25 protein-coding genes and 1 pseudogene are annotated in these 26,916 nt (G+C 71.4%); 16 read left to right on the top strand and 10 right to left on the bottom strand.

The genetic code is table 11. From position 1 onward, the window contains the following. The coding region (locus VHK87_RS02930) for a signal peptidase II (RefSeq protein ID WP_329633402.1) at positions 1 to 293 on the top strand (293 nt) is incomplete at its 5' end. Between the two features lie 82 nt (positions 294 to 375). Further along, entirely contained in the window at positions 376 to 921 is a 546-nt protein-coding gene (locus VHK87_RS02935; protein ID WP_329633403.1) for a DUF3035 domain-containing protein, read from the top strand. A gap of 56 nt (positions 922 to 977) precedes the next feature. Here the strand turns inward: VHK87_RS02935 and VHK87_RS02940 are convergent, their stop codons facing one another. Then, positions 978 to 1,958 (bottom strand): TraB/GumN family protein, encoded by a 981-nt coding sequence (locus VHK87_RS02940; protein ID WP_329633404.1) that lies wholly within the window; start codon positions 1,956 to 1,958, stop codon positions 978 to 980. 58 nt (positions 1,959 to 2,016) lie between these two features. On the opposite strand from VHK87_RS02940, the gene mutL reads away from it, so the two are divergent. Beyond that, the gene (gene mutL, locus VHK87_RS02945; protein ID WP_329633405.1) at positions 2,017 to 3,849 is read left to right on the top strand and encodes a DNA mismatch repair endonuclease MutL; all 1,833 of its coding nucleotides are present in this window, start codon (positions 2,017 to 2,019) and stop codon (positions 3,847 to 3,849) included. A 23-nt stretch (positions 3,850 to 3,872) separates the two neighbouring features. On the opposite strand, the gene VHK87_RS02950 is transcribed toward mutL, so the two are convergent. Beyond that, positions 3,873 to 4,643 (bottom strand): MerR family transcriptional regulator, encoded by a 771-nt coding sequence (locus tag VHK87_RS02950; RefSeq protein ID WP_329633406.1) that lies wholly within the window; start codon positions 4,641 to 4,643, stop codon positions 3,873 to 3,875. A gap of 101 nt (positions 4,644 to 4,744) precedes the next feature. Between VHK87_RS02950 and VHK87_RS02955 the strand changes: the two genes are divergently transcribed. The 3 genes from VHK87_RS02955 to VHK87_RS02965 all read left to right on the top strand — a co-directional run bounded on the left by VHK87_RS02955 (position 4,745) and on the right by VHK87_RS02965 (position 6,866). Next, entirely contained in the window at positions 4,745 to 5,143 is a 399-nt protein-coding gene (locus VHK87_RS02955) for a VOC family protein (protein ID WP_329633407.1), read from the top strand. Positions 5,144 to 5,243: 100 nt separating this feature from the next. After that, on the top strand, positions 5,244 to 6,398 hold the full coding sequence (locus tag VHK87_RS02960; RefSeq protein ID WP_329633408.1) for a PHB depolymerase family esterase: 1,155 nt from the start codon (positions 5,244 to 5,246) through the stop codon (positions 6,396 to 6,398). Positions 6,399 to 6,590: 192 nt separating this feature from the next. After that, positions 6,591 to 6,866: a YjhX family toxin gene (locus tag VHK87_RS02965; RefSeq protein ID WP_329633409.1), complete on the top strand. Its 276-nt coding sequence runs from the start codon at positions 6,591 to 6,593 to the stop codon at positions 6,864 to 6,866. Here the strand turns inward: VHK87_RS02965 and rsmD are convergent. Together rsmD and VHK87_RS02975 are read right to left on the bottom strand one after the other, a co-directional pair. Then, complete coding sequence (rsmD, locus tag VHK87_RS02970; RefSeq protein WP_329633410.1) at positions 6,849 to 7,424, bottom strand: 16S rRNA (guanine(966)-N(2))-methyltransferase RsmD; 576 nt, start codon at positions 7,422 to 7,424, stop codon at positions 6,849 to 6,851. The two genes, VHK87_RS02965 and rsmD, sit on opposite strands and share 18 nt — an antisense overlap. A 10-nt stretch (positions 7,425 to 7,434) precedes the next feature. After that, the gene (locus tag VHK87_RS02975; RefSeq protein WP_329633411.1) at positions 7,435 to 9,195 is read right to left on the bottom strand and encodes a DUF885 domain-containing protein; all 1,761 of its coding nucleotides are present in this window, start codon (positions 9,193 to 9,195) and stop codon (positions 7,435 to 7,437) included. Positions 9,196 to 9,266: 71 nt separating this feature from the next. Here VHK87_RS02975 and VHK87_RS02980 point away from each other — a divergent pair, with 71 nt between their 5' ends. Further along, on the top strand, positions 9,267 to 9,707 hold the full coding sequence (locus VHK87_RS02980; protein ID WP_329633412.1) for a hypothetical protein: 441 nt from the start codon (positions 9,267 to 9,269) through the stop codon (positions 9,705 to 9,707). Position 9,708: 1 nt separating this feature from the next. Here VHK87_RS02980 and VHK87_RS02985 read toward each other — a convergent pair whose 3' ends face one another. Continuing rightward, positions 9,709 to 10,845: a pseudouridine synthase gene (locus tag VHK87_RS02985; RefSeq protein WP_329633413.1), complete on the bottom strand. Its 1,137-nt coding sequence runs from the start codon at positions 10,843 to 10,845 to the stop codon at positions 9,709 to 9,711. Between VHK87_RS02985 and VHK87_RS02990 the strand changes: the two genes are divergently transcribed. From VHK87_RS02990 to VHK87_RS03010, 5 genes are all read left to right on the top strand, one after another. Beyond that, a complete protein-coding gene (locus tag VHK87_RS02990) occupies positions 10,819 to 11,271 on the top strand; it encodes a nucleoside deaminase (protein ID WP_329633414.1) in 453 nt (150 codons plus the stop codon). The two genes, VHK87_RS02985 and VHK87_RS02990, sit on opposite strands and share 27 nt — an antisense overlap. Continuing rightward, positions 11,268 to 11,735 carry a DUF6265 family protein gene (locus tag VHK87_RS02995; RefSeq protein WP_329633415.1) on the top strand — a complete coding sequence of 156 codons (468 nt, stop codon included), beginning with the start codon at positions 11,268 to 11,270 and terminating at the stop codon, positions 11,733 to 11,735. Before VHK87_RS02990 ends, VHK87_RS02995 begins: the two co-directional genes overlap by 4 nt. A gap of 42 nt (positions 11,736 to 11,777) precedes the next feature. Further along, positions 11,778 to 12,677, top strand: coding sequence for an SDR family oxidoreductase (locus VHK87_RS03000; protein ID WP_329633416.1), 900 nt, complete (start codon positions 11,778 to 11,780; stop codon positions 12,675 to 12,677). A 127-nt stretch (positions 12,678 to 12,804) separates the two neighbouring features. Next, positions 12,805 to 14,370 carry a flavin monoamine oxidase family protein gene (locus VHK87_RS03005; RefSeq protein ID WP_329633417.1) on the top strand — a complete coding sequence of 522 codons (1,566 nt, stop codon included), beginning with the start codon at positions 12,805 to 12,807 and terminating at the stop codon, positions 14,368 to 14,370. 19 nt (positions 14,371 to 14,389) lie between these two features. Beyond that, the gene (locus VHK87_RS03010) at positions 14,390 to 14,878 is read left to right on the top strand and encodes a RidA family protein (RefSeq protein ID WP_329633418.1); all 489 of its coding nucleotides are present in this window, start codon (positions 14,390 to 14,392) and stop codon (positions 14,876 to 14,878) included. Positions 14,879 to 15,028: 150 nt separating this feature from the next. Here the strand turns inward: VHK87_RS03010 and VHK87_RS03015 are convergent, their stop codons facing one another. Continuing rightward, positions 15,029 to 15,787 (bottom strand): TSUP family transporter, encoded by a 759-nt coding sequence (locus VHK87_RS03015; RefSeq protein WP_329633419.1) that lies wholly within the window; start codon positions 15,785 to 15,787, stop codon positions 15,029 to 15,031. Continuing rightward, positions 15,784 to 16,539 (bottom strand): TSUP family transporter, encoded by a 756-nt coding sequence (locus VHK87_RS03020; protein ID WP_329633420.1) that lies wholly within the window; start codon positions 16,537 to 16,539, stop codon positions 15,784 to 15,786. Before VHK87_RS03020 ends, VHK87_RS03015 begins: the two co-directional genes overlap by 4 nt. 180 nt (positions 16,540 to 16,719) lie before the next feature. On the opposite strand from VHK87_RS03020, the gene VHK87_RS03025 reads away from it, so the two are divergent. After that, a complete protein-coding gene (locus VHK87_RS03025) occupies positions 16,720 to 18,588 on the top strand; it encodes a PBP1A family penicillin-binding protein (RefSeq protein WP_329633421.1) in 1,869 nt (622 codons plus the stop codon). A 109-nt stretch (positions 18,589 to 18,697) separates the two neighbouring features. Here VHK87_RS03025 and VHK87_RS03030 read toward each other — a convergent pair whose 3' ends face one another. Both VHK87_RS03030 and VHK87_RS03035 read right to left on the bottom strand, forming a co-directional pair. After that, a complete protein-coding gene (locus tag VHK87_RS03030; RefSeq protein ID WP_329633422.1) occupies positions 18,698 to 22,033 on the bottom strand; it encodes a transcription-repair coupling factor in 3,336 nt (1,111 codons plus the stop codon). A gap of 62 nt (positions 22,034 to 22,095) precedes the next feature. Then, positions 22,096 to 22,455: a GFA family protein gene (locus VHK87_RS03035; protein WP_329633423.1), complete on the bottom strand. Its 360-nt coding sequence runs from the start codon at positions 22,453 to 22,455 to the stop codon at positions 22,096 to 22,098. A 104-nt stretch (positions 22,456 to 22,559) separates the two neighbouring features. Between VHK87_RS03035 and VHK87_RS03040 the strand changes: the two genes are divergently transcribed. Together VHK87_RS03040 and VHK87_RS03045 are read left to right on the top strand one after the other, a co-directional pair. Then, positions 22,560 to 23,783, top strand: a complete 1,224-nt coding sequence (locus VHK87_RS03040; RefSeq protein WP_329633424.1) for a parallel beta-helix domain-containing protein — start codon at positions 22,560 to 22,562, stop codon at positions 23,781 to 23,783. Beyond that, positions 23,780 to 24,838, top strand: coding sequence for an SO2930 family diheme c-type cytochrome (locus VHK87_RS03045; RefSeq protein WP_329633425.1), 1,059 nt, complete (start codon positions 23,780 to 23,782; stop codon positions 24,836 to 24,838). The genes VHK87_RS03040 and VHK87_RS03045 overlap by 4 nt, the downstream gene beginning before the upstream one ends. On the opposite strand, the gene VHK87_RS03050 is transcribed toward VHK87_RS03045, so the two are convergent. After that, positions 24,835 to 26,343 (bottom strand): MFS transporter, encoded by a 1,509-nt coding sequence (locus VHK87_RS03050; protein WP_329633426.1) that lies wholly within the window; start codon positions 26,341 to 26,343, stop codon positions 24,835 to 24,837. The two genes, VHK87_RS03045 and VHK87_RS03050, sit on opposite strands and share 4 nt — an antisense overlap. A 250-nt stretch (positions 26,344 to 26,593) precedes the next feature. Here VHK87_RS03050 and VHK87_RS03055 point away from each other — a divergent pair. After that, a pseudogene (locus tag VHK87_RS03055) lies at positions 26,594 to 26,916 on the top strand (hypothetical protein); the annotation flags it as partial.

Below are 26,916 nucleotides of genomic sequence, written 5' to 3' on the forward strand. Positions count from 1 at the left end.
TCACCCGCTGGGCGCTGACCCTCTTCGGCTTCGGCGTCGCCGCGGCCCTGGCGGTGTGGGTGCGCAAGGCGGACAAGCCGCTCACCGCCGCGGCGCTGGGCTGCATCATCGGCGGCGCGGTGGGCAACGCCATCGACCGCATCCGCTACGGACACGTCGCCGACTTCATCGACGTCAGCCGGCTGCACTTCCCCTGGGTGTTCAATATCGCCGACGCGGCGATCAACATCGGGGTCGGTCTGCTGATCCTCGAGCTGGCGCTGGACTCCATGCGGCGTCAGAGACCCACGTGACGGCGTTGGCGCCGAACGCCGTTTAAGTTAATTGAGAACCACACATCCTGGCCGGGGGGCGGCCTTGGGAGCCATTACGTCCATGCGTCTTTACCCTGTGATCCTCGCCGCGGCGGCCGTGGCCGGCCTTGGCCTCTCCGGCTGCGGCACCGCCCGCAACGCGCTCGGCATGCAGAAGGTCACCCCCGACGAGTTCCGCGTCGTGACCAAGGCGCCCCTGGTGGTGCCGCCCGACTACTCGCTGCGCCCGCCGGCGCCCGGCGAGCCCCGGCCGCAGGAGCTGCAGCCGGAAAGCGCCGCGCGCACCGCCCTGCTCGGTCAGCGTGAGGCCGAAGTGCGTTCCGACGGCGAGAAGCTGCTCGTCGCCCGCGCCGGATCGGAGAAGGCCGACCCGCTGATCCGCTACGTCGTCGACGATGAGTTCGGCGACCTGGCGCACAAGGAAAAGAGCTTCGCCGACCGGGTCCTGTTCTGGCGTAAGGACGCCCCGGCCCAGCCCGGCCTGGACAACTCGGCGACGCCTGTCGACACCGCCGCCGAGGAAGAGAAAATCAAGGCCCTGACCGGCGGCCAACAGGTCGTCATCCAGCGCCAGAGCGCCCCGCGCCTGAAGCTGCCGGGGCTTTAGGGCGCAGCCCCTCCTCTCGCCGACGCGCAGCGCGAGGGGGGAGGAGGGGCACGCCTTCACACATCGCCTGGCGTCTTTACGTCGAAGCCCTGCGAGCGCAGCCGGTCGAGGACGCCGCCCTGGCTGAGCAGGGGGCGGAGCTGGACGACGGCCACGGCGTGGCCGGGCTTCTTCAGCGCGGCGGCGATGGCGGCGGCCTGGTCGGCCTTGTACTCGGCGTCGAGGCGGGCCGCGCCGGGGGCGGCGGCCAGGCACCGCTCATAAACCCGCTCAGCCGACAGCGCGCCGGGCACGTCGCCGGACGCCCAGGCGCGGGAGGCGGCCTGGATCCGCCCGGGTCCCGCGTCGATCTGGTCGAGCACCGCCTCCAGGCAGGCGTCCCCCGCCGGCCTCGGCGTGCGGACCAGCGCGCCCAGGAGGGCGCCGGCGTCATAGGTCTTCTCCGTCACCCGGACCCGCTTCGAGCGGGCGAGCTGGCGGATCGGCTTGGAAGGATCGGTCGTGGTCAGCCGCACGTGGTCCAGCCAATCTTCGACCAGCATCAGACCGGCGGCCAGCGCGTTGCCGGTCCTGTAGCGGTCGGCGCGCTTGCCGAACCTGCTCCGCGCGGCGACGAAGCGGGTCTTGGTCGACCCGGAGAGCTGGGCCTCGAACGGGGTGCGGGAGCGCAGCCGCAGGAAGTTCACCGCCGCGCCGGCGGCGCCGAGAGCGCGCACCTTCACCGGGTCCACCGAGACGATGACCTCGTTGGCGCCCTGCAGCCGCCGCTCGAGCACGCCGCGGTCCCAGGCCAGCTGCTTGGTGGCCACGGAGGGCACGCCCAGCACATAGACCGTGGTGTCGGCGTCAGAGACCCGCCACCAGGCCGGGCCGGGCAGACGGCCGACCACCACCAGTTCCTCGACCAGCACCTCGTCCGGGTCCAGCGGCAGGGCCGAGGGGGCCGGGGTGAGCGGAACCTGGGCGGCAGGCGCCCCGGCCGTCAGGGCCAGCACCGCGGCCAAGGCCGCGCCGGCCCATCGCTTGGGACTCTTCATCGCACGCGTCCGCCTGGCTTGAATCGTCCTATGATGGGTGTTTCGAGACCCATCCGCCATGCCGATCCGCCGCCTTCCGCCCGAGACCGTCAACCGCATCGCCGCCGGCGAGGTGGTGGAGCGGCCTGCCAGCGCGGTCAAGGAGCTGGTCGAGAACGCCCTCGACGCCGGCGCGAGCCGGGTCGAGGTGCAGGCCGACGGCGGCGGGCTGACTCGCCTGTTGATCGCCGACGACGGGAGCGGCATGGGGCCGGACGAGCTGCCGCTGGCGGTGGAGCGGCACGCCACCTCTAAGCTCGTCCCCGACGCGGCCGGCGACTACGACCTCCTGCGCATCGCCACCCTCGGCTTCCGCGGCGAGGCCCTGCCCTCGATCGGCTCGGTGGCGCGGCTGTCGATCGCCTCCCGCACCCGAGGATCGGCCGACGCCTTCGCCATCCTGGTCGAAGGCGGCGCGACCGGCCAGGTCTCGCCCGCCGCCTTCCCCGGCCCGCACGGGGCGCGGGTGGAGGTGCGCGACCTGTTCTACGCCACCCCCGCCCGGCTGAAGTTCATGAAGTCCGAGCGGGCCGAAGCCCTGGCGATCACCGAGGAGTTGAAGCGCCAGGCGATGGCCCACGAGGCGGTCGGCTTTACCCTCGACCTCGACGGTCGCCGCACCCTGCGCCTCCCGGCCGAGGCGCCGGGGCCCGAGGGGCGGCTGGCGCGCCTGGCGTCCATCATGGGCCGCGACTTCTCGGACAACGCTCTGGCCATCGACCATGAGCGCGAGGGCGTGCGGCTCTCCGGCTTTGCGGGTCTTCCGACCTACAACCGCGGCAACGCCGCCCACCAGTACCTGTTCGTCAACGGCCGGCCGGTGCGCGACCGGCTGCTGCAGGGGGCGCTGCGGGCCGCCTACGCCGATTTCCTGGCCCGGGATCGCCATCCGCTGGCGGCGCTCTTTATCGAGCTCGACCCTTCGCTGGTCGACGTCAACGTCCACCCGGCCAAGGCCGAGGTGCGGTTCCGAGACCCGGCGCTGGTGCGCGGCCTGATCGTCTCGGGCCTGCGACACGCCCTGGCCGCCGCCGGGCACCGGGCGGCGACCACCGTCTCGGCCGAGGCGCTCAGCGGCCTTCGCCCCGCCTACACGCCGCCGCCCTCAGCTTCCGGGTTCTCGGCCTGGCGGATGGGCGGCTGGACGGGGGCCGCCGCCGCGCCCGCCATCCCGGGCCTGGAGGAAGTCTCCGCCCGCGCCGAGCACGCCTTCGAACCGCCGCCGGGCCTCTCGGAAGCCCCCGCCCCCGCCGCGGTGTTCGATCCCGTGGACTACCCGCTGGGCGCCGCCCGCTCCCAGCTGCACGAGACCTACATCGTCGCCCAGACGCGGGACGGGATCGTCATCGTCGACCAGCACGCCGCCCACGAGCGGCTGGTCTACGAGCGGATGAAGCAGGAGATGGAAGGCGGCGGCGTGGTTCGTCAGGCCCTGCTGCTGCCCGAGGTGGTCGAGCTCGACCCGGCCGAGGCCGAGCGGGTCGCCGCCCGCGCCGAGGAGCTCGCCGCCCTCGGCCTTGTGCTCGAGCCCTTTGGCCCCGGCGCGGTGCTGGTCCGCGAGACCCCGGCTCTGCTCGGCGAGACCGACGTCGCCGGGCTCGTCCGCGACATCGCCGACGACCTCTCTGAGAACGGCCAGGCCTTGGCGCTCAAGGAGCGGCTGGAAGAGGTCTGCGGGACCCTGGCCTGCCACGGCTCGGTCCGCGCCGGCCGCCGGCTCACCGCCCCGGAGATGAACGCCCTCCTGCGCCAGATGGAGGCCACGCCCCACTCCGGTCAGTGCAACCACGGCCGCCCCACCTACGTCGAACTCAAGCTCGCCGACATCGAGAAGCTGTTCGGACGGCGGTGAGCCCCCGGAGGCGCCGCGCGGTGTTAGAGCTCCCTCTCCGCGAACACCCGCATGGCCTCAGCCAGATAGTCCGTCAGCCCCGCCGCGCGGCCGTCGTAGCGGGCGCGGAAGTCAGGGTGTCCCTGGTAGAGGCGGCCGAGCCCTTCGAACGCTTCGGCTGCCGGCGCTCGGCGCCAGAAGGCGGCGACCCAGTCGTGGTGGCGGCGCATAAGCGCCTGCACGGCCGAGCTGTCCGCCGGCAGCCCGTCGCCGAGGGCCTTGGCCATTGCGGCCTCGATGGCCTCGGCCTCGGCCTGCAGCCGCGCCATGTCGGCCGCTGAGACGCCCTTCAGTTTCGCTTTCGAGGCCGCGATCTCCTCGCGCATGCCGGGGCCGAAACGGCCGACCAGCCAGTCCTCGTACTCTTCCTGCTTCTCCGGCGCGAAGCCGCGATAGAGGTCCTTCTCGTCCATGTCCGTCACTCCTTCGAGGGCGGCGAGGGTCTGGTCGATGGTGCGCGCCAGCCGGCGGTAGCGGGCCGCCTCGGCGGCCAGCGTCCGCCGGTGAGCCCGCAGCGCCGCCGCCCGGTCGAAGCCGGGCGCATCCAGCACCTGCGCGATCTGCGCCAGCGGCATACCCAGCTCGCGGTGGAAGAGGATCTGCTGCAGGCGCAGCAGTTCCTCACGGCCGTAGTAGCGGTAGCCGTTCTCCCCCACGCAGGCGGGCCGCAGCAGGCCCACGGCGTCGTAGTGGTGCAGGGTGCGCACCGAAACGCCGGAAAGGCGGCCCAGCTCGCTGACGGTCCAGCGCTCCATCGATCCAAGTCCTCGCATCGGACAGGCCATCTGGGGTCTCACGCCGCGTGAGGGTCAAGGACCGGCGAAACCCGCGTCGGCTTCCCGACGTTCTGCCGGCCATGGAACACCGCATCGGCCGGCTCATTGACCACGTGCACCTGCGGTGCAGAGACCTTGAGGCCTCCAAACGCTTCTACAAGGCTGCGCTCGGCGCGCTGGGCCTGGAGCTGACGGACGGCGGCGATTACGCCGCCATCGACGAGCTCTGGTTGGACCACGGCGAGACCGAGAGCCGGATCCACCTGGCTTTCCAGGCCAGCGACCGGGAGACGGTGCACCGCTTCTATGAGGCGGCGCTGGCCGCCGGCGGGCGGGACAACGGCGCGCCCGGAGAGCGGCCGTACCACCCCGGCTACTACGCCTGCTTCGTGCTCGACCCGGACGGCAACAACATCGAGGCCGTCCATCACGGGCCGAACGCGCGCTCGGCCGACGCAATCGTAATCACGGTGGGCTGATCGCGCCCGCGCTGCGGCGCACAAGAAATATTGCGCTGGACGGCTCCATTGCTGCACTGCAGCATTATCTGTGTGCCAGTCGGGCGACACGGGAGCCGTTATGCCGAAACTCGGAGAGACTATCGCCCGCCTGCGGCGCGCGAAGACGGATCCAGCCGCCGACACCTCGGCAGGCTTGCAGATGCAGGAGTCGACGGCGTTCGGGCCAAATCCCGGAGCGCTGCGAATGCTGAGCTACGTGCCGGAAGGCCTGGAGCCCGGTGCGCCCCTGGTGATCGTGCTGCACGGCTGCACCCAGCGCGCCCAGGCGTATGCGAGCAACGCCGGGTGGCTGACGCTGGCGGAGCGTTGCGGCTTCGCCGTGCTCGCGCCCGAGCAGAGCGACGCCAACAACCCGAACCGCTGCTTCAACTGGTTCGAGCCGCAGGACGCCGCCCGCGGGCGGGGAGAGGCCGCCTCGATCCGCGCCATGGCGGCCCACGCCGTCGAGACCCATGGGCTGGATCCGCAGCGGGTGTTCGTCACCGGCCTCTCGGCCGGCGGCGCGATGACCTCGGTGATGCTCGCCGCCTATCCGGAAGCCTTCGCCGGCGGCGCGATCGTCGCCGGCCTGCCCTTCGGGATCGCCGACAACGTGCAGACCGCCTTCGGAGCCATGCGCGGCGGCCGCGCCCGCAGCGCTGCTGAGCTGGGAGACCTGGTCCGCAGCGCGGCGCCCGCCGCGGCCCGCATCCCCCGCGTCACCGTCTGGCACGGCGACGCCGACCACACCGTCAACGCCAGCAACGCGACCGAAGTCGCGAAGCAATGGGTCGCCGCGCACGGACACGGCGGTGAGCCTGACGGGGTCGAAAAGCTCCAGGGACGCACCCGCGTGACCTGGCGTTCGCCGGACACGGGAGAGGTGCTGGTGGAGTCCAACATCGTTCCCGGGCGGGCGCACGGCGCGCCGCTGGCGACCCTGGGCGCCGAGGGCCTCGGCGCCGCCGCGCCATTCATGCTGGAGGCGGGCGTTTCCTCGACGCTGGAGATCGCCCGGTTCTGGGGGATTGCGCCGCCGGCTGAGGCCCTTGCGACTGCCCCGGCCACAGATACCCGCGTGCTGGAGGGCGAGGTCCTAGGGCCGGAAATCCCCGCCGACGCGTCCGTCGCCTCGCTCGGGGCGCAGGTGATGACGTCGGTGGAGGGTCGGGTGTCGCCGGATGTCGCAGCGGTGATCTCCCGGGCGCTGAAGAGCGCCGGTCTGATGAAGTGAGCGCGCGGCTGGACGAAGCGCGACCGGGTCGGCGATAGTGACGCTCTACCAGGGGAGTTGATGCAAGAGACTGTGCGCGAGCGCCGGGCCTAGAGCCGACCGGCCTCACCTTCCGATCGGCTGATCAGGCCCGTACCGCCCCGCGCCCCGCGTGGGGGCGCGGTCGTTTTGCGCCTGAACACGGACTCTTCCTTGAACATCTCCAAACCGCAGCAACGGACGCTGCACGCGCTCGCCCAGGGCGGCGCCATTCATCTCGAACGCAACGAAAGAGGCGACATCGTCGCCGCCGAGTGCATCACCCGGGAGGGCTGGACCCTCACCGACTGCGACGTGGCGGTCTTCAGGAGCCTGAAGAAGAAGCGGCTGATCGCCAGCCGGAACGGCGGGCCTTACCGGATCACCCGGGACGGGCTGGTCAATCTCCGCAGCCAGCTCGACAACCGCGTCTCAAGCCGCGGGTGGTGAGTAGCTGAGGAAATGGACGCGCGCGGCGCCGTAGTCGCGCGCGTCCAGCTTCTCGTAGGCGGCGATCTCGAAGTCCGCCTCGCCGGCGCCGCGCTCGAAGACGACGAGGGCGCCGGGCGCCAGCCAGCCGCCCTCGGCCAGTCGCTGCAGCGCCGTTTCACCCAGGCCCTTGGCGTAGGGCGGATCCAGGAAGGCGATATCGAAGGCGGGGCCGTCGGCGCCGGGCCGCACGCCAAGCTGGGTGGCGTTCCGCCGGTGGACGCGGGTGCGGCCGAAGAGGCCCATGGCCTCGACATTCTCGCGGATCGCTCCGCGAGCCGCTTCGTCGGTCTCTACGAACAGGCAGAAGGCCGCGCCGCGGGAGACCGCCTCGAAGCCGAGCGCGCCGGAGCCGGCGAACAGGTCGATGACCCGCTTGTCCCTCACCCCGTCCGACCAGGGGGCGTGCTCGAGGATGTTGAAGATGGCCTGGCGGGCGCGGTCGGAGGTCGGCCGCGTGGCCTGCCCCGCCGGCGCGGCGAGCGTCTTTCCGCGAAACTCCCCCGAGACGATGCGCACGGGGCTGCGCTTAGACGATCGGCTCGGCGAACATCAAGGCCCGGGCGTAGCGGACCGGCGGGGCGCCGAACGACAGCACCTTGTCGTTGAAGCGCTTGAGGTTGAACCCCGCGCCCTCGCGCCGCTTGGCCTCGGCCCGCAGCTCGTCGTGCTCGGACGCGCCGACGAAATAGGTCGGCAGTTGGGCCGATGAGAGCTGGGCGCGCACCCACTTCCCGGCCGCCTCGCGCTCCTGCTGGAAGGCGGTGACGGTGAGGAACTTCATGACCTCGGCTTCGCTGGCGCCCTCCACGTGGACCATCTGGTCGAGGATGGCGTTGGTGATGGTCCTGACCCGCATCTTCAGCTGCTGCAGGCGGAACAGCGGGTCGCCGTCCAAATAGCCGGCGTCGGCCATCATCTCCTCGGCGTAGACCGCCCAGCCCTCCACGAACGGCCCCGACCAGAGGACGGCGCGCAGCACGCTGGGGTGCTTGTTGCCGTGCCAGAGCTGGGTGTAGTGGCCGGGCACGCCCTCGTGGATGGCCACGTCGTGAATGCCGAAGATGTTGTATTCGCGCAGGAAGCTCTGGGCCTGCTCGTTCGTCCACTCGTCGGGGATCGGCGAGACCGCGTAGAAGGTGTCCAGCTGCTTGTCGAGCGGGCCGGGCGGGTCGCAGTAGGCGACGGCGAAGCCGCGCTGGAACTCCGGCATCAGGATCACCTGCACCGGCGCGTCCGGCAGGGTGACGAGGCCCTTCTCGCGGGTGAAGCGGGTGGCCTGGTCGAGGGCCGTGCGGCTGGCCTCCACCAGCTTGTCGCGCGGCGCGCGGTCGGCATAGACCAGCTCCAGCGCCGCCTCGATGGCCACCTGCTCGCCGTCAGGCACGGGCTTGCCGCGCGCCGTCAGCACGGTCTTTGAGACCTCGTGCATGCGGGCGCGGGTGGCCTTCAGGGCTGCGTCGGCCCGGCGGCGGATCTCGGCCCGGTCCAGCGGCGTCATCAGGGCGAACGCCAGCTTCTCGTCGTAAAGCTTGGCCCCCAGGCTGAAGTCGCCATTGGCCTGCGGGACCAGGGTCTTGTCGAGCCAGGCCTGGTGCTCGGCGGAGGCCGCGCGCAGCTTGTCGGCGGCGGCCCGCAGGCGGGCCTGCTCGGCCCCCGGCAGCTCGCCGGACTTGGGCAGGATCATGTCGTCGACGATGGACATCAGGCCGGCGTTCTGGCGGGCCACCGTCTGGGCATGGGTGGGCGGCACGCGGGCCGGCTGCAGCTCCGCCCGCGCCTGGGCGAGGAAGGCGGGCAGCGCCTCCATCCGGGCGATCGCCGCCCGCAGCCGCACGGGCGCGGGGGCGAACTCGCGGGCCATCAGGCCATACAGGGCCGAGCCGGCCAGGTCGTTGTAGATCTGCGGGTCCCAGGCCCAGTCCTGCAGCACCTCGGTAGACCAGTTCCCAAAGGCGAGGTTGTTTTTCATAATCGCCAAGTCGACCTGGTTCTCGGGGCTCAGTTCGCGCACCGGCAGCGCCTGAGCCTCCTTGAGCAGCGTCTTGCTGGCGGCTAGCTCCCGCGCCCGGGCGGCGGCGGAGACGTCGTCGAGGCGATGGTCGTTGCGGTGATCGCCGAGCGTCGTGGCGCGTATCGGCGAGGCGAGCAGCAGCCGGTCCAGAAAGCGTTTCGCCAGATCGGCGAAGTGGGCGTCGGCGGGGCTGGCGGCGTGGGCGACGGCGGGGCGCAGGCCCATCAGCACGAGGGGGAGGGCGGCCAGGCCGCGGCGAGTCAGATCGTAGGACATGGCCGCAGATGAGCATGCGCGGCGCCGCTTCGCCAGCAACCCTCCGCCGCCTCCAAGCGCTTGTAGTGACGATGAACTCCTGGGATGTCCGCGCTCCGTTGCCCGCCGCCGCCTTGCTGGCCTACGCCCTCGTAGGCCACGGCGACTGGCCGTTCCGGTGGTTCGTGCTGGCGGGCGTGGCGCTCTGGTTCACCGTCACCGCCATGACGGGCGTGACCGCCATGCTGGCCTCCGCCAAGGACGACGCTGAGATCCACCACGAGGGTGGCGTCGCCCGCAACCGCAGTTCCTGGGCCGAGATCCTGAGCGACGGCCTGCGCCTGGGGGCCGCGCCGTTTTTATGGCTGGCGTTGGCCTGCTTTGCGGCCGCCGCGCTCGGGGCCGAGGCGATCCCGGAGCCTGGGGCGGTGGCGACCCTGGCGCTCTCGCTGGCGATCCTCTCCTTCGCCGCCGGGCTCACCGCCTACCTCGTCCACGTCCGGGCCTGCGAGCGCCGCTTCCGCGCCCGCTAGCTCAGCCGCGCCGCTTCGGACCGCCGCCAGCCCTGGGCGCCGGAGGACGGGACGGGCCGTTGCGCCGAGCGGCGCCGCCCGGACCGGCGGTCTTGCCACGCGGGCCGTCGATCTGCTTGGGCTTGGGCTTCACCGGGCGCGAGGGCCCCGGCTTGATCTTCGGCTTGGCCCAGCCGGCCTTGTAGGTCTTCTTCTTCGGCGGCTCGGCGGCGGCGGCCGCCTCCGCAGCGGCGGCGCCGGGCGCCTTGGGCGCGCGGCGCGCCCCGGCCGCCCGCTTGGGCGGCGTCCATTGCGGGCGGTCGCCCTTGGGCAGGTTGTCAGGGTCGATGTGGGCGGCCAGTTGCTCGCGGATCACCCGCGGGCCCACCTCCTCGAGTTCGCCGACGCCGAGCGTTCCCAGCGCGAACGGGCCATAGGCCAGCCGGATCAGCCGGTTCACCTTCAGGCCGAGCGCCTCGAGCACCCGCCGGACCTCGCGGTTCTTGCCTTCGGTCAGGGCGACGCTGATCCAGACGTTAGCGCCCTGAGGACCTTCCTTGGCCTTGTCCAGTCGCGCCTCGATGGGGCCATAGCGGACGCCCTCGACGGTGATGCCGTTCTTGAGCGTGTCGAGCTTCTCCTGGGTGATCCGCCCGTGGGCCCGGGCCCGGTAGCGGCGCAGGATGGCGGTCTCCGGCAGCTCCAGTGCGCGCGCCAGGCCCCCGTCGTTGGTCAGCAGCAGCAGGCCTTCGGAATTGAGGTCCAGCCGGCCGACCGAGATCAACCGCGGGAGGCCTGGCGGCAGGGCGGCGAACACGGTCGGGCGGCCCTGCGGGTCCTTGTGGCTGGTCACCAGGCCGACCGGCTTGTGGTACCGGAACAGGCGTGCGGGCTCGGGCTCGTTCACCACCTCGCCATCGACGGTGAGGATGTCGCCTGGCTCGACCTTCACCGCCGGCGTGGTCAGCACCCTCCCGTTCAGCGCCACTCGCCCGGCTTCGATCAGCCGCTCCACATCGCGCCGCGAGGCGACGCCGGCGCGCGCCAGGGCCTTGGCGACGCGCTCGCCCGCCCCTTGACCTTGAGGGGCGGCGTCGTTGTGTTGCGGATCGTGGACCATGACGACCGGACAATGCGCATCGCGCTCGAAGCCGCGCAAGACGCCGCCGCGCGCGGGGAGACCCCCGTGGGCGCCGTCGTGGTCGATCCGGCGACCGGCGAGACGATCGCCGTGGCCGCAAACGGGCCGATCGGCCTTTCCGACCCCACCGCCCACGCCGAAATCCTGGCCCTGCGCGCCGCCGCCGCCCGGCTCGGCAACTACCGGCTGACCGGCCTTACCCTCGTCGTGACGCTCGAACCCTGCGCCATGTGCGCCGGCGCCATCAGCCACGCCCGCATCGGACGGCTGGTTTTCGGCGCCGAGGACCCCAAGGGCGGCGCCATCCTCCACGGCCCCCGCTTCTTCGACCAGCCCACCTGCCATTGGCGCCCGGAGGTGACCGGCGGCGTGCGGGCCGGCGAGAGCGCCGAGCTGCTGCGGGGGTTCTTCCGCGCGCGGCGGAGCAAGAGAAGCGCGCGATGATCATCGCCGCCATCGCCGCCGCCGCGCTCTGCGCCAGCGACGCCGACGTCGCCGCCTTCGAGTGGATGAGCGGGACCTGGATCGCCGAAAAGCCGGGCGGAGCGATCGTGCGGGAGACGTGGACGACCTCGAACGGCCGGGCGATGACCGGCGTCGGCCAGACGGTGCGGGCGGGCAAGCCGGCCTTCACCGAGTTCATGACCATCACCGCCGAGCCCGCCGGGATCACCTTCACCGCCTATGTGGACGGCCAGGATCCGACCCCGTTCGTGCTGAGGCCCGGCGGCGAAGGGGCGGTGTTCGAGAACCTGGCCCACGACTTTCCGCAGCGGGTCATCTACCGCCCGTGCGGCGCCGACCTGTGCGCCCGCATCGAGGGGCAGGTGAAGGGCGAATTGAAGAGCGAGGACTGGCGATTGCGCCGGGTCGGGCCGCCAAACGGAGCCTTGCCACCCGAAAAATGACGCCGGATGATGGGGGACACTTAAAACCATAAGGAGGACGCGATGGGTTTGCTCGATGGTAAGGTTGCGATCGTCACCGGGGCCGGCGGCGGTCTGGGCGAGGCCTACGCCAAGCTGTTCGCAAAGGAAGGCGCCGCGGTCGTCGTGAACGACCTGGGCGGGGCCCGCGACGGCACCGGCGCGGACCGCTCGGCGGCCCAGAAGGTCGTGGACGAGATCATCGCAGCCGGCGGCCGTGCGGTGGCCAACGGCGACGACGTCTCCACGATGCAGGGCGGCGAGAACATCTGCAACGCGGCGCTGGAGAACTTCGGCCGCGTCGACATCCTGGTCTGCAACGCCGGCATCCTGCGCGACAAGACCTTCGCCAACACCTCCGAGCAGGACTGGGATTCCGTGGTCAAGGTGCACCTGAAGGGCACCTACTGCTGCGCCATGCCGGTCTGGAAGTGGATGAAGGACAACGGCGGCGGCACGATGGTGTTCACCTCGTCCACCTCCGGGCTCTACGGCAACTTCGGCCAGACCAACTACGGGGCGGCGAAGGCCGGCATCTATGGAATGGTCCGGGTGATGTCGATCGAGGGCCGCAAGTATAACATCCGGGTCATGGGCCTGGCGCCCGGCGCCTACACCCGCATGACCTCGGACCTGCCCGGCCGTAAGGACCGCGAACCCGATCCCATGTCGCTGCCCGAGAACGTCGCCCCCGGCGTGCTGTACATGGTCTCGGACCTCGCCAAGGACCATTCGGGCAAGATCCTTGGCGTCTCCTCGCGGGGCGTGCGGGAGATCAAGATGGTGCAGACCGCCGGCTTCGAGCCGGGCCGGCCCTACACCGCCGAGGAAGTGGCCAAGAACGCCGACAAGGTGTTCTTCCCCACCGACGAGCGCACGGTCACCATCCAGCCGGTCGCCACGCCCCAGCCGCAGCCGGCGTAGGCGCGAGCCAGACCTTCGTGAACGCCCTCTCTGCTCCGCAGGGAGGGCGTTTTCACATTCGCTGGCTTGTCAGCCTCAACGCACCGCTTGAAGGTACCCAGCTGTTCGGACGCTTTGGGAGGGCGCGATGGGGCTGAGCCGGCGCGGATTCCTGCATCGCCTTGGGGCCGTCGGCGGCTATGGCGCGACCTACTCGGCCATGGTGACCATGGGCCTGTTGGCCGCGCCGCCCGCGCTGGCGATGCCCCAACTGCCCGCGAGCCTGGGCGCCGGCAGGAAGGTGCTCGTGCTCGGCGGCGGGATCGCCGGCCTGACCGCCGCCTACGAACTGGAACGCGCCGGCTTCTCGGTCACGCTGCTGGAGGCCCGCGAGAGGCTGGGCGGCCGCAACTGGACGCTGCGCGGCGGCTCCAGGATCGAGATGGTCGGCGAGGCCGACCAGACTGTGAACTTCTCGGACGGCGTCTACATGAACGCCGGCCCGGCCCGCATTCCCAGCCACCATGAGCACCTCCTGGAGTACTGCCGCCGCCTCGGCGTGCCGCTCGAGGTCGAGATCAACACCACACGCTCAGCGCTGCTCGCCAGTTCGAAGGGCGGCGCGCCCATCCAGATGCGCCAGGGCGTCAACGACACCCGCGGATGGATCTCCGAGCTGCTGGCCAAGGCGCTGAAGCGGGGCGCGCTGGACCAGGACCTGAGCGCCGAGGAGAAGGAGAAGCTGCTCCCCTTCCTCCGGACCTATGGCGACCTCGATGCGCAGCACGCGTTCAAGGGCACCGAACGTTCCGGCCTGGCGAGACATGCCGGGGCGGCGGACCAGATGGCGCAAGGCCGCCCGCCGGTCCCGCTGAAGGAGCTGCTGGCCAACGACCAACTCCAGGCGACGCTGTTCGAAGAAGCCTTCGACATGCAGGCCACCATGTTCCAGCCGGTCGGCGGCATGGACCGGATCCCCGCCGCCTTCGAACGGGCGATCCGAAGCCCGATCGTCCGCGGCGCCGAGGTGGTGAATATCCGCCAGGGCCCGAAGGAGGTCACCGTCGTCTACCGCGATCGGGCCAGCGGAGTGGAGAGGGCCGTGAAGGCCGACTTCGCCATCGCCACCTTGCCGCTGAATATCCTCGCCAAGATCGACGCCGACTTCGACCCGGCGGTGCGCAAGGCCCTGGCCACGCCGATCGCCGTCAGCACCAACAAGATCGGCTTCGAGGCCCCCAGGTTCTGGGAACGCCAGCAGATCTACGGCGGCATCTCGTTCGTCGGGGGCGAGACGAGCCTGGTCTGGTACCCGTCCAACGACCTGCACAGCGCAAGGGGCCTGCTGCTGGCCTGCTACGCGGCCGGTCCCCCCGCCACGCGGTTTGCGCAGCGCCCGATCACCGAACAGATCGAAATCGCCAAGGGCGTCGTCGCCCGCCTGCACCCGGGCCACGAGACGGAGCTGTCGAGGCCGGCGGTGATCAACTGGAGCAAGATCCCCTTCAGCCTGGGCGGATACGCCTGGTGGAGCGCCCCGGAGGGCCATATCGAAGCGCCCGCTCATCGGCTGCTCAACACGCCGCAGGGCCGGGTCTATTTCGCCGGGGACAATCTCAGCCAAATGCCGGCGTGGCAGGAGGGGGCGGTGCTGTCCGCCCACCGGGTGGTCGGCCTGATCGCCGACCGTGTCCGGCAGCGCGCCGCCGCCTGATCAAAGAGAAGGACAGACCATGCGCATCATCCTTTCGACCGCCCTGGCCCTGGCGCTCGCCACGGCGGGCGCCGCCCAGGCCCAGAACCAGCACATCGGCCCCCCGAACTCGCCGATCTCCCAGGCCGTCAAGGTCCCGGCCGGATCGGAGATGCTCTACGTGTCCGGCATCACGCCGCCGCAACTGCCGGCCGGCGCGCCAGGGGCGCCGGGGTTCGGGGACACCAAGACCCAGACGCTCGGCGTTCTGAAGCGCATCGAGGCCATCCTGAAGGCCCAGGGCTACGGCTTCGGGGACGTGGTGATGATGCGCGTCTCCCTGGTGGGCGACCCGGCCAAGGGCGGTAAGATGGACTTCGCGGGGATGATGGAAGCCTACAATCAGTTCTTCGGGACGGCGGACCAGCCGAACAAGCCCGCCCGGATCACTGTGCAGGTGGCCGCCCTTGCGGCGCCGGGCATGCTCTCCGAAATCGAAGTGCAGGCCGCCAAGCCGCCCGCCAAGTAGGCGGTGTGGCATCTGAACAACGCTCATTTTCGGTGTAAAATTTTTTGCTGCAGAGGGTTGCTTCCGGGGGCGGGGGGCCTATTTGAAGCGTGCCCTTCGGGGCGTTTCCTCCCTAATGACTTGGGCCGCGGTTCGCCGCGGCCCTTTTTTTCATCCGCCGCCGGCCAGATAGAGCTGCAGCGCCTGGGCCAGGAACGTCCCGCCGATGGCGGTGAAGATCCACCGCCGCCAGCGCCGGAAGTTCTCTTCGCTGACGTGGTCCAGCAGCCTGCCGCCGAGCGCCGCACCGGCCAGCGCGCCCAGCGCCACCGCGACGAGCAGCCAGGGCGGAACGGCGCCCTCCCCCGCCCGTTCCAGCAGCGCGCCGCCATAGAACAGGATCTTGGCCACATGGCCGAAGACCTGCAGCGAGGCTTTGGTGGCGATCACCTGCCGGGCCGGCATGGCGCTCCGCACCAGGAAGAGCTCGGTCAGCGGCCCTGACACGCCGGAGGTCAGGGCCAGGGCCGTCGTGGACATGCCGGCGATGAAGGCGTGCGCCGGCTTGGCGGCGTCGAAGGGCGACCAGCGCTCGGGAATCCAGACCAGGATCGGCAGCAGGCCCATCGCCAGGAACACCAGCGCCTTGGACGGGGTGAAGCTGACGAAGCTCATCAGCCCCATGGCCAGCACCGCGCCGATGGCGAACACACCGACCACCGGCCAGCGGATGTGGCGGAAGTGGATCGCCGCCCGGGCGCCGTTGGAGGCCAGCTGCGCCGCCCCGTGCAGCACCATGGCGCTGGCCACCGGCACGGTGAGCATTAGGAGGCCCATCAGCAGCGAGCCGCCGGCCATCCCGAACAGGCCCGAAATGGCCGCCGTGGCGACCACCGCGGCCAGCACCATTGCGACGGTGGCGGGGCTCAACGGGCGGCCATGAAGAGCTGCGCGGCCTGAACCAGGTAGAGCACCCCCACGCCGGTGACGATCCAGCGGGTCCAGCGCTTGAAATTAACGTCGGTCATCGCATCGAGGATTCGCCCGCCGACTGCGGTGCCGGCCATTGAGAGCGGCACGGCCAGGGCGAACAGCCAGACCGGCGGCATGTCCTCCGTGCGGCTGGCGATCAGCGGCGCGCCGTAGACGATGATCTTGGCCAGGTGGCTGAACACCTGGGTCGCGGCCTTGGTGGCGACGATGGCGTGCCGAGTGAGGTTAGTGCGCACGAAGAAGATGTCGAGCAGGGGTCCCGCCACGCCGGCGGTGAGGTTCAGGCCCGTCACCACCAGGCCCGAAGCCAGGGCGTGGGCGGGCTTGGCGGCGTCCAGCTTCAGCAGGCGCTCGGGCAGCCAGACCAGGCCCGACACCAAGCCCAGCAGCAGGAACAGCAGCGGCTTGGACGGGGCGAGCGCGATGGCCGCCGCCGCCGCGCCGGCGACGAGCGAGGCCAGGCCGTACCAGCCGACGATGTCCCAGCGCACATGCTTGCGGTGCAGCACCGCCCGCCAGCCGTTGGCCACCATCTGCAGCAGGCCATGAGTCACGAAGGCCGCCGAAACCGGCAGCACCAGCGCCAGAGCGCCCATCAGCACCAGCCCGCCGGCCATGCCGAACACGCCCGACAGCAGCGCCGTGGCGAAGGCGGCGGCGAGCACGAAGACGGCGGCGGCTGCGCCCAATGGCGGCTCCTTCTCGAAGGCTCCCCTCGTAGAGCGTGCTGCGCAAAACGTCCAACAGCCAAGCCTGTCGCGGCTTGGAAGAGGGCCGCCTCTATTGCCGAAAATTAATGCTCGGAAGCTGGGCCGATGGTCGCATGGTTATTCCAAGACGCCGCGCGCATCCCCACCGTCCGAGCCACAATGAATCAGCTGCCGCTCAGACGCTCTTGGGAGCTCGAGGACCCGCCGGAAGCCGGGTTCGCCGAACCTCCCCTAGAACCGCCTCCGCGGCGGCGACGCCGATGGGCGTGGATCCTGCTGGGCCTTGCCGCGCTTATCGGCGCCGGTTTCCTTTGGCTGTCCTGGAGCCTGCCGCTGGAGCGGGCGCTGGAGCCGCTGCCCAGCCCGGCGGTGATCCTGGTCAGCGCCGACGGCAAGCCGTTCGCAAGGCGCGGGGCCTACAAGGAAGCGCCGGTCGACGTGGAGGCGCTACCCGCCCACGTGCCGAACGCCTTCATCGCCATCGAGGACCGACGCTTCTACCGTCACTGGGGCATCGACCCCCGCGGGATCGCCCGGGCGGCGCGGGAGAACATGCGGGCCGGCGGGGTGCGCCAGGGCGGCAGCACCATCACCCAGCAGCTCGCCAAAACCACCTTCCTGACCGCCGACCGCAGCTTCAAGCGCAAGGTCCAGGAGGCCTTCATCGCGCTCTGGCTGGAGCTGCGGCTCTCCAAGAACGAGATCCTCGAACGCTACCTGTCAGGCGTCTATTTCGGCGACGGGGTCTATGGCCTTAGGGCCGCCGCCCGGCACTATTTCGACAAGCCGCCGGAGGCCCTCACCCTGGCCGAGGCCGCCCTGCTGGCCGCGACCGTCAAGGCGCCCTCCAGGCTGAACCCCGGGGACAATCCGAAGGGCGCGGGCGCGCGGGCCCGGCTGGTCGTCGACGCCATGGTCGAGACCGAGATGATCACGCCTGAGCAGGCCAAGGCCTGCTGCAAGGCGAAGGTGAAGCTCAACCGCGCCAACCTGCCTGTCGGCGGCTACTTCGCCGACTGGGTCTCGCCGCAGGTGAAGGACGCCTTCCCGGCCGCCTACGGCGAAGTGCGGGTCACCACCACGCTGAACTCGCGGCTGCAGGCGCGGGCTGAGCGGGTGGTCGCCCGCGCCCTGGCGGCCCAGGGCAAGCGGCGCAACGTCAACCAGGCCGCCCTGGTGGCGATGCGCAAGGACGGCTCGGTGGTCGCCATGGTCGGCGGCCGCAGCTATCGCGCCAGCCAATTCAACCGCGCCGTCCAGGCCCGCCGCCAGCCCGGCTCGGCCTTCAAGCTGTTCGTCTACATGGCCGCGATCCGCGACGGCGCGCGCCCGGACATGGTCGTCAGCAACGAGCCCCTGACGCTGGGCGACTGGTCGCCGAAGAACTTCGACGGCGGCTCGGGCGGCTATCTCACCCTGCAGGAGGCCTTCGCCAAGTCGAGCAATCTGGCGGCCGTGCGGGTGCAGGAGACCGCCGGCCGGCGCAACGTGATCAAGGCGGCCCGCGACTTGGGCGTCACCAGCCCGCTCACCGACGATCCCACCCTGGCGCTCGGCTCCTCGGAGATGACCCTGCTGGAGCTCACCGGCGCCTACGCCGCCATCGCCGGCGGCGAGACGGTGCGCCCGTATGGCCTGCAGGGCGTCGAGGTGCCGGGCGGCCGCCCCATCCCTGGCCGGGTGCAGGAGCAGATGACCGAGCTGCTTTACGAGGCCGTCGAGCACGGCACCGGCCGCGCCGCCCGCCTGCCCGGTCCCGTCTACGGCAAGACCGGCACCACCCAGGACCACCGCGACGCGATCTTCGTCGGCTTCAACGAGGACCTGGTGGTCGGCGTCTGGGTCGGCAACGACGACCAGTCGCCGATGAAGGGCGTCACCGGCGGCGGCCTGCCGGCCGAGATCTGGCGCGACTTCGTCGGCAACGGCGCGCGCCGCGCCGACCCGCCCCCGGCCCCGCCCGCCCCGCCGGAAGAGGACCTCGACATGCCCGGCTGGCTGCGGCGAATGTTGGGGCGCTGGGGGTAGCCCCCTCACGTCATCCCGCACGGCCGCAAGGCCGATCCGGGACCCAGCGCTACGGTTCGGCCTCGGATCCCGGCTCTCCGCTTCGCTGCGGCAGGGTTGACGGGATGGCTCAGGCCGCCCGGCGCTTGGGTCGGGTGAGGTCCAGCAGCAGCTTGCGGGTCTGCTCCACGCGCTCGGGCGCCGCCTCGGTGGGCCGGGCGAGGACTAGGCGGCCGTCGCGCCAGGCGAGGTCGGGAGCGGAGGCGGCGGACTCGCCGAAGCGTCCGTCGCGGAAGGTCAGCGCGATGGCCTTCGGGCCGGCGTCGATGCGGGTGACGCCGGCGGCGCGGGCGAGGACGCGCAGCTCGGCCTGGTCGACGAGCATGCCGACCTCCTCCGGCGGGGCACCGAAGCGGTCTTCGATCTCCTCGCGGAAGGCTTCGACCTCAGCCGCCTCGGTGAAGCGGGCGAGGCGGCCGTAGAGGTTGAGGCGGGTGGTGGGGTCGGGGACGTAGGCCTCCGGGATGGCGCCGGAGAGGCCAAGGTTCAACTCGGGCGTCCATTCGGCGCCCTGCTCCTCGCCCTTGGCGACCCGGACCGCGCGGGCCAGCAGGCGCTGGTAGAGCTCGGTGCCGATCAGCTTGACGTGGCCGGTCTGGGCCTCGCCGACGATGTCGCCGCCGCCGCGGATGTCGAGATCCCGCGCGCTGATCGCCAGGCCCGAGCCCAGCCGGTCGAAGGCCACCAGTGTGGAGAGCCGCGCCCGTGTCGACTCCGGCATCTCGGTGTTCGCCTCGGTGAGCAGATAGGCCACCCCCTGCGTGCGGCCGCGGCCGACTCGGCCCCGCAGCTGATGCAGTTGGGCGAGGCCGAACATGTCGGCCCGGTGGACCAGCATGGTGTTGGCCCGAGGCACATCGAGGCCGCTTTCGATGATGTTGGTGGCCAGCAGCACGTCGCCCTCACCCTCGGCGAAGCCGACCATCACTTCGTCCACCTCCTCGGCCGGCAGCTCGCCATGGGCGACGCGGACGGTCAGCTCCGGCGCGATCTGCGCGAGTTGGGCGCGCAACGGCTCGATGTCCTCGATCCTGGGCACGACGAGGAAGCTCTGCCCGCGGCGCCGCTTCTCGCGCATCAGGGCGGTGCGGACAGTGGCGGGGTCGAACGGCGAGAGGAAGGTGCGGATCGGCCGGCGGCGGGCTGGCGGCGTGGCGATGACGCTGACGTCCTCCACCCCGACCATGGCCGCCTGCAGTGTGCGCGGGATCGGCGTGGCGGTCATCGTCAGCACGTGCAGGTCGGGCGCGAGCTCGCGCAGCTGCGCCTTCATCTTGGCGCCGAACCGCTGCTCCTCGTCGATGATGACCAGGCCGAGCTCGGCGAAGGCGACGTCCTTTGAGACAAGGGCGTGGGTTCCGATGACGATGCGCACGGAGCCCTCCGCCAGGCCCTGCTTCACCTCCCGCGCCTCGGCGGTGTCGACCAGGCGCGAGAGCTGGCGGACCTCCACGCCCAGCCCGGCGAAACGGCGGCGGAAGGTCTCGAAGTGCTGGCGGGCAAGCACCGTGGTCGGGGCGGCGACAGCGACCTGCTTGCCGCACAGCGCCGCCGCGGCGGCGGCCCGGATCGCGACCTCGGTCTTGCCAAAACCCACGTCGCCGCAGACCAGCCGGTTCATCGGCCGGCCGGAGGCGAGGTCCTCCAGCACCGCCTCGATGGCGGCGGACTGGTCAGGTGTCTCAGGATAGGGAAAGCGGGCCGCCAAGCGGGCGTAGGGGCCCGGGGGCGGGACGAGCTTCGGGGCGGTCTGTTCGGCGCGCGCGCGGGCCAGGGCGACCAGCTCCACCGCCGTGCGGTCGATCTCGGCGCTGATCTCCACGCGGCGCCTGGCCCAGGCGTCGGTGTGCAGGCGGTCGAGGCTGACGGCGCTCTCCTCGGCGCCGTAGCGCCAGATGCGGCCGAACTCCTCCACAGGCGCGAGCAGCATCGCCCCGCCGTGATACTCGATCCGCACGGCGTCCCGGAGCGCCCCCTCCACCGCTACCGGACCGATCGCCCGCAGCACGCCCAGACCGTGATCTTCGTGGATGACCACGTCTCCCACCCGCAGCTCCGGCTCGGGCAGTAGGCCGGCGGCGCCGGTCCGCTTGGCGACCCGGCCGCCGAGCACGTCGGGCGCCGCGATCACCGTCAGCTTGGCCTGCGGATCGGTGAAGCCGGCGTCGAGGTCGAACGGCGCCATCAGCAGCGCGCCCGCCTGCGCCGCGCGAAGCCCCGCCCAGTCGGTAGACGCGTCCGGCGCCCGGTCGAGGCCGCGCTTGGCCGCCCTGGCGAGGGAGCGCAGCTCGTGCGGCAGCCCGGTCAGCAGGACCCGCTCGCCGGCTTCGAGGCGGGCCTGGACGTAGTCGGCGAAGGCGCGGCCCGGGTTGCGCTCCAGGGCGAAGATCGGGATCGGCGCGACCGCGTCGAGCTCGAGATCGAGCCGATCGCGGCGGGCCGCCTCGGCCTCGAAGGCCTTGGGATCGAGATAGAGGCCGGCTGCCGGCAGCTCCTCCTCGCCAAACAGGCGCCGCGCCTCGCGCGCGTCTTCCAGCTGTTCGCAGAGGCCCGCCGTCCGGGACGGCGCCGAGGGATCGGCGGCGAGGCGCGCCTTCGGCAGCAGGCTGAGGACGCTTACGAGCTTGGGATAGTGGTCCGCCAGGCGGTGCTCCAAGCCCCCCGTCCGCTCCACCGGCTCGCCGTCCTTGGCGATGACGAGCTCGGAGGCGGGGCCGATCAAGGCCGACTCCAGATCCTCGTCTTCCGTCCGCTGCGAGAGGGGATCGTAGGCGCGGATGTCGAGGACTTCGCCGCCCTGGGAAAGTCGAAGGCGCAGCGGCGCCTCGGCGGCGGCCGGGAAGATGTCGACCACTTCCCCCAGCAGGGCGATCTCTCCGGGCTCGTCGATCCGATCGTCGGCGAGGTAGCCGGCGGTCTGGGCGAAGGCCTCCAAGCCCTCGCGGGTCAGCCTATCGCCCTTGCGGATTTCCAGCCAGCCGGGCTCCAGGGCGTTGGGCGGCGGAACCCGCTGCAGCAGCGCCTCAACGGCGGCGACCAGCACCCGAGGCCGCTCGGCGGGCCTGCCCAGACACCGCAGCACCGCGCACCTTCGGCCCATCACCTCCCGCGACGGCGAGGCCCGGTCGAAGGGCAGGCAATCCCACGGCGAGAGCATCAGCACCTCTACGTCGGGCGCGAACTGGCGCAGCGCACGGCCGATCTCGTCGGCCCGCCGCTCGCTGGAGGCCACGTAGACGAGGCCGGAGGGGCCGGCCCCGCGGGCGGGCTCCACGAGCGCGGCCGCGACCGCGCTCGGCGGCGGCTGCCGGCTGGTGTTGCGCGAGGGCGCGGAGAGGGCTCCGGGCACGAGCGGCGGCTCGGCCGCATCCGCCGGCTTCGATCGTTTCGAAGATGTCTTGGTCACGCGGCGCGGCCCCCCATCGCCGAAGCGAACACGAAGGGTGGGCCAGGGTTCCTGCGGCGACGCTACTCGTCGAGGTAGGTCCAGGTGTCGGCGCCGTCCAGGCGGCGCACCTTGACGGCGGCGACGACCTGCGGGTTAAACATCCGGGCGTTGACCCCCATGCGCTCGCCGCCGCCGGGCTCGAGGCTGCGCCAGTGGGTGGTGCAGCCGCAGGCCTCGCAATGATGCAGCGCCAGCGTGCGGTCGCCCTGGACGTAGGGAACCGTGGCCCCCTCCCCCTCGATCCGCACCTGCAGCGGATGGGGGTAGAACCACAGCCCGCCGAGCCGGCGGCAGATCGAGCAGTTGCAGTCGGTGACCGCGGTCGGGGCCTCATCCACCTCGATCCGCACAGCGCCGCAGTGGCAGCTCCCTTCAATCACCGCCGCCTCCTTCATTACCGATGTTCATGTTGCGCGACGCTGCGGAAGCGCGCCACCCTCCTCTGAATGTTCGGCCCGTCAGTGGCCGGGGCGGAGGAAACAGGATGAAGAGCCTTCTCATCGGGCTCGCGACGGGCCTGCTGGCGACCAACGCGCTGGCCGGGACGCTGAAGGTGGCGCCCGGGCCGGACGCCCAGGAGCGGCTGCAGACGGCGCTGCTCGACGCCAAGCCGGGCGATGCGGTCGAACTCGGGGCCGGCCGGTTTGAGCTGGTCGACGGCCTGTCGCTCGACATTGACGACGTGACGGTGCGCGGCGCTGGGCCCGGCGCGACCATCCTGTCGTTCAAGAGCCAGAAGGGGGCCGGCGAGGGGCTGCTGGTCACCTCCGACAAGGTCGTCCTGCGCGACTTCGCCATCGAAGACAGCCGCGGCGACGGGATCAAGGCCAAGGGCTCGGACCAGATCAGCTTCGTGAACCTGCGCGTCGAGTGGACCGGCGGGCCGAAGGAGAGCAACGGCGCCTACGGCGTCTATCCGGTGAGCTCCAGCAACGTGCTGATCGACAAGGTGACGGTGCGCGGGGCCTCGGACGCCGGCATCTACGTCGGCCAGTCGAAGAACATCGTGGTGCGCAATTCAACGGCCGAGTTCAACGTCGCCGGCATCGAGATCGAGAACTCGATGAACGCCGACGTCTACGACAACGTCGCGACCCGCAACGCCGGCGGCGTCCTGGTGTTCGACCTGCCCGGCCTGCCGGTGATGGGCGGCCACTCGGTGCGGGTGTTCCGCAACCGGATCGTCCAGAACGACACGCCGAACTTCGCGCCCAAGGGCAACATCGTCGCTTCGGTGCCCACCGGCACGGGCGTGATGATCATGGCCAACCGCAACGTGCACATCTTCGGGAACGAGATCGACGGCAACGGCTCGGCCGCGGTGCTGCTGATGAGCTACACACGGCCCTACGACGATGCGACCTACAACCCCCTGCCGCGGGACGTGGTGGTGCGGAACAACAGGATCGGCCGCAACGGCTGGAGCCCCGGCTTTCCGGGCGGCGACGTGCTGCTGAAAGCCATTGGCGGCGAGGCGCTGCCGCCGGTGATCTGGGACGGGGTGACCAACTTCACGCCCAAGGGCATGAGCGCGCCACAGGTGGCGCGAGTGCGCGCCCTCGACGGGCCGGTGCTGAGCCTCAATCTGCCCGCGCCCGGCGCGCTGATGAAGGCTGATCCGAAGGTGACGCCGACCCTGGACCACGGCGCCATCGAGGAACCGAAGCCGGTGGCGCTGCCCAGCGTCCAGGCGGCGCTCGTATCGTGAGGCGCGCGCTCGCCGGCCTGGCCGCCGCCGCGGCGGTCCTGGCGGGCGGGACGGCCGCGGCGCCCGCGCGCGTGGCGCAGGAGGCGCTGCTGGCGGAGGCGCCGGCGCCGACCATCGGGGCCTATCGGCTGTTCGACGCGGCGGGCCGGCCGGCGGCCGAGTTGGTCCCCTTCGCGCCCGCCACGCCGCTGTTCAGCGACTACGCCGAAAAGCAGCGGTGGCTCTACCTGCCGGCGGGAACCAGGGTCCGCTACACGTCCGAGGGGCCGCTGGACTTTCCCGTCGGCGCGACCCTGGTGAAGACCTTCGCCTACCCCGCCGACCTGCGCCGCCCGAACGAGGCGGTGCGGCGGCTGGAGACCCGGCTGCTGATCCGCAAGCCGTCCGGCTGGGTGGCGCTGGCCTACGTCTGGAACGCGGCCGGGACAGAGGCCGTGCTGAAGCGAGCCGGCACGCGGATCGACGTGGCGTTCACCGACGCCAAGGGCCAAGCCCGGCGGATCGACTACGCCGTGCCCAACGCCAACCAGTGCAAGGAATGCCACGCCCGCGACGAGGCGCTCGCGCCCATCGGCCCCAGCGCGCGCAACCTGAACGCCGACTTCGCCTACCCCGATGGGCGCGAGAACCAGCTGAAGCGCCTCGCCCGCTACGGCCTGCTGGAGGGCGCGCCGGAGCCGGCGAAGGCGCCGCGGACGCCGGTGTGGGACGATCCGGCCGAGCCGCTGGACCAGCGGGCGCGGGCCTACCTCGACGCCAACTGCGGCCACTGCCACAGCCCGACCGGCATCGCCGACAACAGCGGCCTCAACCTCAACCTCGAGGAGACCCGGCCCTACGCCCTGGGCGTCGGCAAGGCGCCCGTGGCGGCCGGACGCGGCTCGGGCGGGCTGGAGGTGGCCATCGCGCCCGGCCGTCCCGAGGCCTCGATCCTGGTCCACCGCATGGCCTCCACCGAGCCCGGCGTGATGATGCCCGAGCTCAGCCGCAGCCTGGTCCACGACGAAGGCCTGGCCCTCGTCCGCGCGTGGATCGCGGCGATGCCGAAGCCTTAGATCCGGCCGCTGGTCACCGGGGCGCCGACCGCCGGCGGCTCGCCGGACTCGGAGGCGGCTTCCACCCGAGCCATCGCCTCGCGGGCGGTCTTCAGGTTGCGCTCGTGGGTCTTCTGGTCGATCCGGAAGAAGCCCCAGGTGGCGATCGACAGGGTGGAGATGGCGATGGTGACCGGCAGGTAGATCATCACCAACTCGCGGGCCATTTGGTCGGTGACGGCGCCGGGGGCGGGACGGTCCGGGAAGTTCACCAGCGCCAGGATCAGGCCCGGCAGCATGGCCGACATGGCCGTGGTGACCTGCTGCAGGAAGCTGTCGGCGCTCATCAGCAGGCCCTCGGACCTTCGGCCGGTCTTGGCGAGGGCGTCGTCGGTCACGTCGGCGATCATCGAGGTCACCACCACGTAGCCGCCGGCCGTCAGGGTGTCGCCGAAGAAGCGGAAGCCGATCAGCAGCGGCAGCAGCTCGGCCGAGCCCTTCTCCGGGAAGAAGCCGGCCAGGGCCAGGGCGTAGGGCGCAGAGTTCAAGGTAACCGCGGCGAAGAACAGGCCCATGCAGGTCCGCTTCTTGCCGAACCGGCGCGAAAGCGGCGGCGCAACGAAGGCCGCCAGGATGGCGCCGACCAGGCGGGCCATCTCCAGCACGCCCACCTGCTGGGCCGGCAGGCCCCAGAAGTAGGTGGCCAGATAGAGGCCGAGGCCGGAATAGACGCCCGCCGCCATCCCCGAGATCATCGCGGCGACGACGACCACGCCGACGTTCCAGTTCTTCAACGTCGCGGCCACGTCGCCGAGCGTGCGCTTCAGGCTGGCGCGCCGCACGGGCGGCTGGTGCAGACGGGCGATGCGGTGGTGGGTGCCGACCGTGCAGATCAACATCGCCACCAGCATCATCACTCCGACCGCGAGGGTCAGCGGGCCCCAGGCCTCCGGGTTGAGCTGGCCGTGCGGGTACAGGGGCGTCGGCCGGAAGAACCAGAAGTAGCCGAGGCTGGTGGCCACCGCGCCGCCGCCGATCAAGAGCGCGTAGCGCACGCCCATCATCACCGTGCGGTCGTGGTAGTCGGGCGCAAGCTCAGGCCCGAGCGCCGCGGCCGGCACCTCGAACAGGCTGACCGAGAAGCGGGTGAGCAGCAGGAAGGTCAGCAGCCAGGCGAAGGTCTGCCAGTGGGTCAGGGCCTCCGGCGGGCGGAACAGCAGCACGAAGAAGACGAAGAAGGGGACGATGGCGAGGTACATCAGCATGTGCCGGCGCCCCAGACGGGTGCGCAGGTTGTCCGACACGTGGCCGATCATCGGATCCCAGAAGGCGTCGATCAGCAGCGAGACCGACAGAGCCAGGCTGACCATCGCCGCCGGCAGCCCGACGATCTGGTTGTAGTAGAACAGCAGCAGCCCCATCACGAAGATGCGGGCCCCGTACTCGATGGCGCCGGCTCCGTAGAGAAACTTGACCTTCAGGCTCAGCTTCTCGACCGCCGGCCCGCTCGCCGCCTCGTCCGCCACACTCGGCTCCTTCTGCGTATCCCCATGTGAGCCCGTGACCGGCTCTTGCCGCGACCCTAAGGGGAGGATCGTGCGGGACGCAACAGATATCGAAGGTTCGGTATGGCCGCCTCAGCCGAAGACGGGGCCCGGAACGCCGAGCAGGCGAGCTCGGTCCCCGCCAAGCCTCTACAACCCCGCCGCCGCCTGCTAGTCGGCAGGTGTGAGGGGTCCACTCAAGATTGCGGTGGCGGGGTGCGGGCCCGCCGGGATGGCCGCGGGGCTGCTGCTGCACCGGCAGGGCCACGAGGTCGTCATACTCGAGCGGTTTGAGGCGCCGCGGGCGATCGGGTCGGGGCTGATGATCCAGCCGACCGGGCTGGCGGTCCTGGAGGCGCTCGGCCTGGCGCCGGCGCTGGCGAGCCTGGCGGCGCCGGTGCGGCGGCTGTTCGGCCGGGCGGCGCCGTCGAACCGGGTGGTGCTGGACGTCCGCTATGCGGCGCTGGGCGGTGGCGCGGTCGGATTGGGCGTGCACCGTGCTGCGCTCTTCGCGGTGCTGCACGATGCGGTGCTCCAGGCCGGCGTGACGGTCGA

This window comes from Phenylobacterium sp., assembly GCF_036263695.1.
Classification (GTDB): Bacteria; Pseudomonadota; Alphaproteobacteria; order Caulobacterales; family Caulobacteraceae; genus Phenylobacterium.

Bases quoted from the DNA above. Each gene is read 5' to 3' on its own strand.
- VHK87_RS02935 (WP_329633403.1), top strand. From the start codon at position 376: ATGCGTCTTTACCCTGTGATCCTCGCCGCGGCGGCCGTGGCCGGCCTT.
- VHK87_RS02940 (WP_329633404.1), bottom strand. From the start codon at position 1,958: ATGAAGAGTCCCAAGCGATGGGCCGGCGCGGCCTTGGCCGCGGTGCTG.
- mutL (WP_329633405.1), top strand. From the start codon at position 2,017: ATGCCGATCCGCCGCCTTCCGCCCGAGACCGTCAACCGCATCGCCGCC.
- VHK87_RS02950 (WP_329633406.1), bottom strand. From the start codon at position 4,643: ATGGAGCGCTGGACCGTCAGCGAGCTGGGCCGCCTTTCCGGCGTTTCG.
- VHK87_RS02955 (WP_329633407.1), top strand. From the start codon at position 4,745: ATGGAACACCGCATCGGCCGGCTCATTGACCACGTGCACCTGCGGTGC.
- VHK87_RS02960 (WP_329633408.1), top strand. From the start codon at position 5,244: ATGCCGAAACTCGGAGAGACTATCGCCCGCCTGCGGCGCGCGAAGACG.
- VHK87_RS02975 (WP_329633411.1), bottom strand. From the start codon at position 9,195: ATGTCCTACGATCTGACTCGCCGCGGCCTGGCCGCCCTCCCCCTCGTG.
- VHK87_RS02980 (WP_329633412.1), top strand. From the start codon at position 9,267: ATGAACTCCTGGGATGTCCGCGCTCCGTTGCCCGCCGCCGCCTTGCTG.
- VHK87_RS02990 (WP_329633414.1), top strand. From the start codon at position 10,819: ATGCGCATCGCGCTCGAAGCCGCGCAAGACGCCGCCGCGCGCGGGGAG.
- VHK87_RS02995 (WP_329633415.1), top strand. From the start codon at position 11,268: ATGATCATCGCCGCCATCGCCGCCGCCGCGCTCTGCGCCAGCGACGCC.
- VHK87_RS03000 (WP_329633416.1), top strand. From the start codon at position 11,778: ATGGGTTTGCTCGATGGTAAGGTTGCGATCGTCACCGGGGCCGGCGGC.
- VHK87_RS03005 (WP_329633417.1), top strand. From the start codon at position 12,805: ATGGGGCTGAGCCGGCGCGGATTCCTGCATCGCCTTGGGGCCGTCGGC.
- VHK87_RS03010 (WP_329633418.1), top strand. From the start codon at position 14,390: ATGCGCATCATCCTTTCGACCGCCCTGGCCCTGGCGCTCGCCACGGCG.
- VHK87_RS03025 (WP_329633421.1), top strand. From the start codon at position 16,720: ATGAATCAGCTGCCGCTCAGACGCTCTTGGGAGCTCGAGGACCCGCCG.
- VHK87_RS03040 (WP_329633424.1), top strand. From the start codon at position 22,560: ATGAAGAGCCTTCTCATCGGGCTCGCGACGGGCCTGCTGGCGACCAAC.